At 74.2% G+C, this 7,916-nt stretch carries 8 protein-coding genes; 2 read left to right on the top strand and 6 right to left on the bottom strand.

The features are described from left to right. The 3 genes from ACFE60_RS15835 to ACFE60_RS15825 form a co-directional block, all read right to left on the bottom strand. Positions 1–1,309: patatin-like phospholipase family protein (locus ACFE60_RS15835; protein WP_375389825.1), on the bottom strand; the 1,309-nt coding region annotated here is incomplete at its 3' end. A gap of 136 nt (positions 1,310–1,445) precedes the next feature. Continuing rightward, on the bottom strand, positions 1,446–2,363 hold the full coding sequence (locus tag ACFE60_RS15830) for a DnaJ domain-containing protein (RefSeq protein WP_375389824.1): 918 nt from the start codon (positions 2,361–2,363) through the stop codon (positions 1,446–1,448). 133 nt (positions 2,364–2,496) lie between these two features. Further along, complete coding sequence (locus ACFE60_RS15825) at positions 2,497–2,973, bottom strand: nucleoside deaminase (RefSeq protein ID WP_375389823.1); 477 nt, start codon at positions 2,971–2,973, stop codon at positions 2,497–2,499. 59 nt (positions 2,974–3,032) lie between these two features. Here ACFE60_RS15825 and pta point away from each other — a divergent pair, with 59 nt between their 5' ends. Next, a complete protein-coding gene (gene pta, locus ACFE60_RS15820; protein ID WP_375389822.1) occupies positions 3,033–5,108 on the top strand; it encodes a phosphate acetyltransferase in 2,076 nt (691 codons plus the stop codon). Between the two features lie 2 nt (positions 5,109–5,110). Further along, the gene (locus ACFE60_RS15815) at positions 5,111–6,232 is read left to right on the top strand and encodes an acetate/propionate family kinase (RefSeq protein WP_375389821.1); all 1,122 of its coding nucleotides are present in this window, start codon (positions 5,111–5,113) and stop codon (positions 6,230–6,232) included. 3 nt (positions 6,233–6,235) lie between these two features. On the opposite strand, the gene ACFE60_RS15810 is transcribed toward ACFE60_RS15815, so the two are convergent. The 3 genes from ACFE60_RS15810 to ACFE60_RS15800 all read right to left on the bottom strand — a co-directional run. Beyond that, positions 6,236–7,069 carry an SDR family oxidoreductase gene (locus ACFE60_RS15810; RefSeq protein ID WP_375389820.1) on the bottom strand — a complete coding sequence of 278 codons (834 nt, stop codon included), beginning with the start codon at positions 7,067–7,069 and terminating at the stop codon, positions 6,236–6,238. Between the two features lie 40 nt (positions 7,070–7,109). Next, the gene (locus ACFE60_RS15805) at positions 7,110–7,391 is read right to left on the bottom strand and encodes a hypothetical protein (protein ID WP_375389819.1); all 282 of its coding nucleotides are present in this window, start codon (positions 7,389–7,391) and stop codon (positions 7,110–7,112) included. Next, positions 7,388–7,916: anion permease (locus ACFE60_RS15800; protein WP_375389818.1), on the bottom strand; the 529-nt coding region annotated here is incomplete at its 5' end. The genes ACFE60_RS15800 and ACFE60_RS15805, both read right to left, overlap by 4 nt.

The raw sequence follows: 7,916 nt of genomic DNA, 5'->3' as shown, positions 1-7,916 counted from the left end.
CGCCGATCTCGTCGAGCTTGTCGTAGGTGTTCTCCCGGCCCTTGCGCTTCTTCAGCGCGAGCGACACGACGGCGCTCAACCGCGACGTCCGGTCCTCGCGGGTTCTCGGCTGCGGGTTGAAGGCGTTCGCCGGCACGAACGGCTCGGGCGCTCGCCACGATCCGCGCGGGTCGTCCGGCGACGGGTCGAGATAGATCAGCGCACGGGCCGAGAACCGGTCTGCCGGCTGCCGCCGGATCGAGCGCAGCACCCGCTCGATCGGGATGTTGTCGAGCACCCCGCCGTCCATCACGCGGTACGGCTCGGTCCTGCCGTCGGGGCGCGGCGTCCGATGCGCCGCGAACACCCGGGACATGTCGGGCGCCTCATCGTTCGGGAGAGGAGCGGGCTGGTCGGCGATCGAGGCGATGATCGCCGGCTCGAACGCGCCAGGGAACGAGGAGGTGGTGCGAGCGGCGTACGCCAGGCGCACGAGATCGCCCGGTCGCTCCGTGGCCTCGTCGAAGAGGCCGGGGATCTTACGACCGTGCACCGGGTCCGCTTTCCGGCCCAGGAACCGGAGATGGCCGCGGCCGTCCCGCGTCGCGTGGTCGTCGTGCAGCCCGGGGTTGATCAGCGTCGCTGAGAGATCGACGACGACGTCGTCCGCAGCGACGTCGTGGTGCCGAGCGACGTCCGGCGACGCGCGGAACGACTTGAGCGCTCCGTGCACGGTTGGCCAAAAGAACGCGTCGCCCCGCAGCGCGGAGTCGACCCGTCGCGTGCCGGGCGTCCACAGCAGCCGGTCGATCGCGCCGCCGTCCAGCCAGGTTCCGATCAACGAGTCCACGTCCGCGCCGGAGCGCTGCGCCACCGAGTACAGGACGGCGTTCAGGCCACCGGCGCTCGCCCCGGTCAGCACGTCCACCTCCACCTCGTCGAACCCCCGGGAGTGCAGCGCCCGGGCGTAGACCGCTGCGCGGTCGAAGAGCGGGGCGTGCCTCATGAGGTACCCCGTCACGTCCTTCTCGGAGCTCGGCACGGCGAACGCGAAGAACGCCCGGTCCTCCTCGTCCACGCGGCGGATCCGGATCCGCCGCAGCACGTCGATCTCCGCGACGCCGCCGCCGATCCAGACGGCGAGGCTCACGCCGCCCTTCATCGCGAGCGCGATCCGCAGCGTGCGACCGGAGGCATCCTGCCCGGCCGGAAGGTGCTCGAGCGGCTCGCTCGGTGGCGGCGGCGGCGCGTGGAGGGAAACGGGAATCCAGTACTGGTGGGACGGCTTCGGCGGCACGGGGTAGGGAGGGGCGGGCGTCGTCTTCGACATGCGCCGGTCTTTCCGTCATTGGAACGCGGGAGGTGGGGCACAACCTATTTCCGGCTGATCGAGCGGGCAATACGTAGCGCGGTTCATCGGTCCACCGCACGCCCCCGTCTGCCCCGGGGCGCTGCGGCGCCGCTCGTCACGCGAAGCGGATGGCCTGCTGCAGGCGGGTGCGGACCTCGAAGATCTCGTTGCCGCCGACCGCGGGCGCGTCGGGCAGGCCGTCGCGCAGGGCGGTCAGCAGCACGGAGGCGGTGAGCACGACCTGCTCGGCGCCCCGGGAGGTGCCGACCGACTCGGCCGGGGACGTCAGGTGCTCGTCCGGCAGCACGAGCAGCAGGCCGGTGAACCGCACCCGGGCGGCGCGCGAGACCGCCTTCGCGCGCACGGCGAGCTCGTGCATCGGCCGCTCCCCCGCGAGCGCCTCCCCGGTCAGCTCCCCCCGGCGGATGCCGATAGCGGCCCCGAAGTCCTCGGACTGGATCGCGAACAGGCCCGTCGGCCCGAGCACCACGTGGTCGATCTTCTCGTCGGGCCCGCCGGCGGCGACGTCGTGCCACACGGTGTAGCCGATCCCGAGGGAGGCGAGCCGGCGGGCGGTGGCCTCCTCGGCGAGGGCGTCGGCGAGCAGGTGCCGGATCTCCCGGGGCGCGCGGCGGACCAGCACCGGGTCGTACGGATCCGGGATCGCCTCCCCGACGCCGACCCACTCGCGCAGCAGCGACAGGTAGCGCTCGCGGCGCCAGCCGCCCGGGTGGCCGAAGGTGCGCGCCGTCGGGCGGGTGGATCCGGATCGATCCGCACCGCCGCCGGCCGGCGCCCACGACGCGGGCTCCCCGGCGGTCGAGCGGCCGCGGTCGTAGACGGCCCTCGCGTCCGGGCTGCCGATCCGCTCCCACGCCGCCTGCACGGCGATGAACCGCTGCTGGTCGCCTCCGGTGTCGGGGTGCGTCTCGCGCAGCAGCCGCCGGTACGCGCGCCGCAGCTCGTCGTCGGAGGCGGAGGCCGGCACGCCGAGCACCTCGTACGGCGAGGTCGACATCGGGCTGTCCGTCACGCGGTCCCCCTCCGGGCCGGAGCACTACGGCAGGAAGAGTTCACGACAGCAGGAGATCTTCGCCGATCTCTTCCTGCCGATGCGTGTTCTTCCTGCTCGAGCGCTCGATTCTTCCTGCTGTCGTACTCGTTGCTCAGGGTCGGTCCTGCCAGAAGCCCGCGTGGGAGGCGGCGGCCTCCTCCTCCAGCAGCGGGCCGGTGACCGCGATGGCGCGCTGCCCCGCGGTGAGCACCGTGCGGCACGGGAGGTCGAGGGTCGGGTTCTCCGGTGAGTCGCCCGTGAGCGCCAGCAGGCCCCGCTCGCTCAGCCCGTAGACGACGGACCCGATCGTCGACCAGTAGATCGCGCCCGAGCACATCGCGCACGGCTCGCAGCTGGTGACGAGCGTCATCGTCTCGAGCTCCCGCCGATCGAAGCGGCGGGTCGCCTGCGACACCAGGTTCGTCTCCGCGTGCCCGGTCGCATCGCCGCTCGTGGCGACCGTGTTCTCCGCCTCCATCGCGATGCGGCCGTCGGCGGTGGCGAGCAGCGCGCCGAACGGGTGGTTGCCCGCCGCCCTCGCCCGGTCGGCGACGACGATGGCGCGACGCAGGAGCAGCTCGGGATCCACGGGCTCGACCGTAACGGAGGGCTGGCCGTCCCTCAGCAGCCCTCCCTACGCTCGGCCGCATGCCCCAGACCATCTACCTCGCCTCGGTGGAGGGCCACACCGGCAAGTCCGCGGTCGCCCTCGGGCTGGTCGAGGCGCTCGCCCGCCGCGTCGGCCGGGTCGGCGTGTTCCGCCCCGTCAGCCGCGGCTCGGACGGCGACTACGTGCTCGACCTGCTGCTCGGCAGGGCGACGGCGGACGTCTCCCCCGCCGAGGCGGTCGGCACCACCTACGAGGCCGTGCACCACGACCCGGACGCGGCGCTCTCCACGATCGTCGAGCGGTTCCGCGCGATGGCCGACCGCTGCGACGCGGTCCTCGTGGTCGGCAGCGACTACACCGACGTCGGCACCCCGACCGAGCTGTCGTTCAACGCCAGGGTCGCCGCGAACCTCGGTGCCCCGGTCGTGCTGGTGCTCGGCGGACGACGCCCGGGCGGCCGGGAGGGGCGCACCGCGCACGAGGTCGAGCAGGTCGCGGAGATCGCCCTCGGCGAGTTCCGGATCGAGCACGCGGAGCTGGTCGGCGTCGTCGTGAACCGCGCCGACCCGGGCGCGCTGAGCGCGATCCGGGAGGCGCTGACTCCGCACCTCCCGGCGGGCCTGCCGGTGTACGCCATCCCGGAGGACTCCGCGCTGGTCGCCCCGCCGCTGCGGGAGGTGCTGAAGGCCGCAGGCGCCTCCCTGGTCGCCGGCGATGCCGCGCTGACCGAGCGGACCGTGTCGGGCATCGTCGTCGCGGCGATGACGCTCGAGAACGTCCTGCCCCGCCTGGTCGAGGGTGCGCTCGTCGTGATGCCGAGCGACCGCGTCGACACCCTGCTCGGGGTGCTGCTCGCCCACGCGTCCCAGACCTTCCCGACGGTGACCGGGGTGGTCCTGTCCGGCGGGTTCGCGCTGCCGCCGAACACGGCCCGGCTCGTCGAGGGCCTGCAGGTCACGCTGCCCGTCGCGCGGACCGACCTCGGCACCTACGAGACGACGACCGCGGTGTCGGCGGTCCGCAGCACGCTCGCCGCGGAGTCCCCGCAGAAGGCCGCGGAAGCGCTCGCGCTGTTCGAGGAGCACGTGGACGCCGACCGGCTGCTGTCCCGCGTCGACCTGCACGCCTCCGCGGTCGTCACGCCGCTGATGTTCGAGTACGGGCTGCTCGCCAGGGCCCGCGAGCGCCGCCGCCGCATCGTGCTGCCGGAGGGGGACGACGACCGGGTGCTCGAGGCCGCCGGCATCGTCCTGGCGCGCGACATCGCCGACCTGACGCTGCTCGGCAACGAGGTGCAGGTGCGCGCCCGCGCCCTCGGGCTGGGCATCGACCTCGGCCGGGCGCGGGTCGTCAACCCGCTGACCGACCCCCTCCGCGAGCGCTTCGCCGAGACCTACGCCCGCGAGCGCGCGCACAAGGGCGTCTCGCTCGAGCTGGCCCGGGACACCGTGACCGACGTGTCGTACTTCGGCACCCTGATGGTGCACCTCGGGCTCGCGGACGGGATGGTGTCCGGCGCGAACCACACCACCGCGCACACGATCCGGCCCGCGTTCGAGCTGATCAAGACCGCGCCGGGCGTCTCGGTGGTGTCGAGCGTGTTCCTCATGGCGCTCGCCGACCGGGTGCTCGTCTACGGCGACTGCGCGGTGATCCCGGACCCGACCAGCGAGCAGCTGGCGGACATCGCGATCTCCGCCGCCGGCACCGCCGAGCAGTTCGGCATCGAGCCGCGCGTCGCGATGCTGTCGTACTCGACCGGCAGCAGCGGCAGCGGCGCGGACGTGGAGAAGGTACGCGCCGCGACCGCGCTGGTCCGCGAGCGGGCGCCGCAGCTGCTGGTGGAGGGGCCGATCCAGTACGACGCCGCGGCGGACCCGCAGGTCGCGGCCGCGAAGATGCCCGGCTCGGCGGTGGCCGGCCGCGCGACCGTGTTCGTGTTCCCGGACCTGAACACCGGCAACAACACCTACAAGGCCGTGCAGCGGTCCTCGAACGCGCTCGCGATCGGTCCCGTCCTCCAAGGCCTGAACAAGCCCATCAACGACCTCTCCCGAGGAGCCCTCGTGCGCGACATCGTGAACACCATCGCCGTCACAGCCATCCAGGCGTAGGCATGAGCGCCGGGAGCGTCTTCGTCCTGAACGCGGGGTCGTCCTCGCTGAAGTACCAGCTGGTCGACCCCGGGTCCGGCGACGTGCACGCCTCCGGCACCGTCGAGCGGATCGGCGAGGCGGGCGGCGTCGCCGACCACGAGGCGGCCGTGCGGCAGGCGCTCGACGAGATCGACGGACTGCCCGCGCCGGTGGCGGTCGGTCACCGTGTCGTGCACGGCGGCGACCGGTTCGACGCGGCCACGGTCGTCACACCGGAGGTGGAGGAGGCGATCGACCGGCTGTCCGCGCTCGCCCCCCTCCACAACCCGGCGAACCTGCAGGGCATCCGGGCGGCGCAGGCGGTGCTGGACGTGCCGCAGGTCGCCGTGTTCGACACGGCGTTCCACCGGACGATCCCGGCGGCCGCCGCGGCCTACGCGATCCCCGCCGACCTCGCGCGCGAGCACCAGGTGCGCCGCTACGGCTTCCACGGCACCTCCCACCAGTACGTCTCGCGGGCGGCCGCAGCGTTCCTCGGGATCCCGCTCGAGCGCTCCCGCATCGTCGTGCTGCACCTCGGCAACGGCGCGTCGGCGTGCGCGGTCCAGGACGGCCGGTCGGTCGACACCTCGATGGGCATGACGCCGCTCGAGGGCCTGGTCATGGGCACGCGGTCCGGCGACCTCGATCCGGCGGTAATCTTCCATCTCCACCGCCAGGCGGGCATGGGCCTCGACGAGATCGAGCGGATGCTGAACCGCTCGAGCGGGCTGAAGGGGCTGACCGGCAGAGGCGACATGCGCGACGTGCAGGCGGCCGCCGCCGCGGGCGACGAGGCGGCGCAGGAGGCGCTCGCCGTCGTCCGCCACCGCCTCCGCCACTACATCGGCGCCTACCTCGCCGGGCTCGGCGGCCTCGACGCCCTGGTGTTCACCGCCGGCGTCGGCGAGAACGACGCCGCGCTGCGCGCGGGCACCGTCGAGCCCCTCGCGCACCTGGGGCTGCAGGTCGACCCCGAGCGCAACGCGGTGCGGTCGAAGGAGGCGCGGCGCATCTCCCCGGACGGCTCCTCCATCGCCGTCCTGGTGGTGCCGACGAACGAGGAGCTGGAGATCGCGCGGCAGACCGCCGTCGTGCTCTGAGCGTCAGCGGCCGAGCAGGGCGTCCTCGAGCGTGCGGGGCGCGTGGCCGGTGAGGCGCTCGACCGCGTCGGTCGTGCGGGCCAGCTCGCCGCTGCCGATCGCGGTGTAGGTGCTGACCCACGCGTCGAGCTGCCACTGCTCGTCCGTGAAGGCACGGCGCGAGGCGTACGCCTCGTCGAGGGTCTGGTCGACGAAGCGGAACGGCCGGCCGAGGATCGCGCTCATCCTGGCGGCCGCCTCCGGGAAGGAGACCGCCTCGCCGCCGGTCAGCACGTGCGCGACGCCGGCGTGCGCGGCCGGATCGCGCAGGACCGCGACGGCCGACTCCGCGACGTCGGTGCGCGCGACGGCGGCCACCCGCCCGACGCCGGCGGGGCCGCTGATGACGCCGTCCTCCCCCGCGAACAGCGGGAAGAAGTCGAGGTAGAAGCTGTCGCGGAGGAACGTCCAGGCCATGCCGGACTCGCGGATCGCCTGCTCGGTGTGCCAGTGGTCGCGGCCGAGGGTGAAGTCCGCGTCGGGTGCGGCGCCGTCGAAGCTCGTGTAGACGACGTGCCGCACCCCTGCCTCCGCGGCGGCTCGGACGGCCGTGCGGTGGTGCTCGAGCCGGTCGGGCGCCTCGGCGGCGGAGACGAGCAGCAGGACGTGCACGCCCTCGAGGGCCGCACGCATCCCGGCGCCGTCGGCGTAGGTCGCCGTGCGCACCTCGGGCGAGCCGTCGATGGACGGAGCCCGGGCCGCGTCGCGGACGATCAGCGCGCCGACGTCGGCGCCCAGGAGGCGGGCGGCGGTGCCGCCGATGTGCCCGGTCGCGCCGGTGATGGCGAGAGTCGTCATGCCCGGTGCAGCGCGCGGACCCGCCGCGGCATTCCGGAGGTCAGTGGATGATGAGCACGACGCCGCCGAGCGCGACCAGCGCGGCGAGCGCGATCGCCACCGCCGCGCCTGCCGTCGCGGCCCGCGGGCGGGCGCCGGTCGGCGCGATCGGGTCGTCCTCCCCGTCGTCGTCGACGTCCGCGAGGTCCGGGTCGACCGCGGACGGCGTCGCCGGGGTCGCCAGCAGCCGCACCCCCACGGAGAACAGGGACACACTGCCGACGGCCGCGACGAGCGAGCTGAGCAGCACCAGCGCGAAGGCCGGCCAGTCGATCGCGGTCATGCCCTGCTCCTCCGACGCTTGCGGACCACCGCGCCCGCGGCGACGACCTCGGCCTCCAGGCTGGAGGCGTCCACCCGCTCGGGGCGCGCGCGGAGGAAGACGGCGACCATGAACGCGACGCCGAGCACGGCGTCCACGACGATGCCGGCGGCGCCGAGGCCCGCGACCAGGGCGGCGAGGGCGCCGACGATCGCCGCGCCCGGCAGCGTGAACAGCCAGCCGGTGACGATGCGGCGCGCGGTCCCCCACCGCACCTCCCGCCGCCGCCGGCCGAGGCCCGACCCGATCACGGAGCCGGACGCGACGTGGGTGGTGGAGAGCGCGAACCCGACGGTGCTGGAGGCGAGGACCGTCGCGGCCGTGCTGACCTCGGCGGCGAAGCCCTGCGCGGGCTTCACGGCCGTCAGGCCGGTGCCGAGCGTCCGGATGATCCGCCAGCCGCCGGAGTAGGTGCCGAGGGCGATCGCGACCGCGCAGGCGAGGATCACCCACAGCTCCGGTCCCGACCCGGCGGGCTGCAGCCCC

The organism is uncultured Amnibacterium sp. (assembly GCF_964245895.1).
Classification (GTDB): domain Bacteria; phylum Actinomycetota; class Actinomycetes; order Actinomycetales; family Microbacteriaceae; genus Amnibacterium.
Note: the sequence above shows the minus strand (reverse complement) of the source record. Positions and strands in the feature narration are given on the sequence as shown.

Excerpts from the sequence above, each read along its gene's own strand:
- pta (WP_375389822.1), top strand. The coding sequence starts at position 3,033 with ATGCCCCAGACCATCTACCTCGCCTCGGTGGAGGGCCACACCGGCAAG.
- ACFE60_RS15815 (WP_375389821.1), top strand. The coding sequence starts at position 5,111 with ATGAGCGCCGGGAGCGTCTTCGTCCTGAACGCGGGGTCGTCCTCGCTG.
- ACFE60_RS15810 (WP_375389820.1), bottom strand. The coding sequence starts at position 7,069 with ATGACGACTCTCGCCATCACCGGCGCGACCGGGCACATCGGCGGCACC.
- ACFE60_RS15805 (WP_375389819.1), bottom strand. The coding sequence starts at position 7,391 with ATGACCGCGATCGACTGGCCGGCCTTCGCGCTGGTGCTGCTCAGCTCG.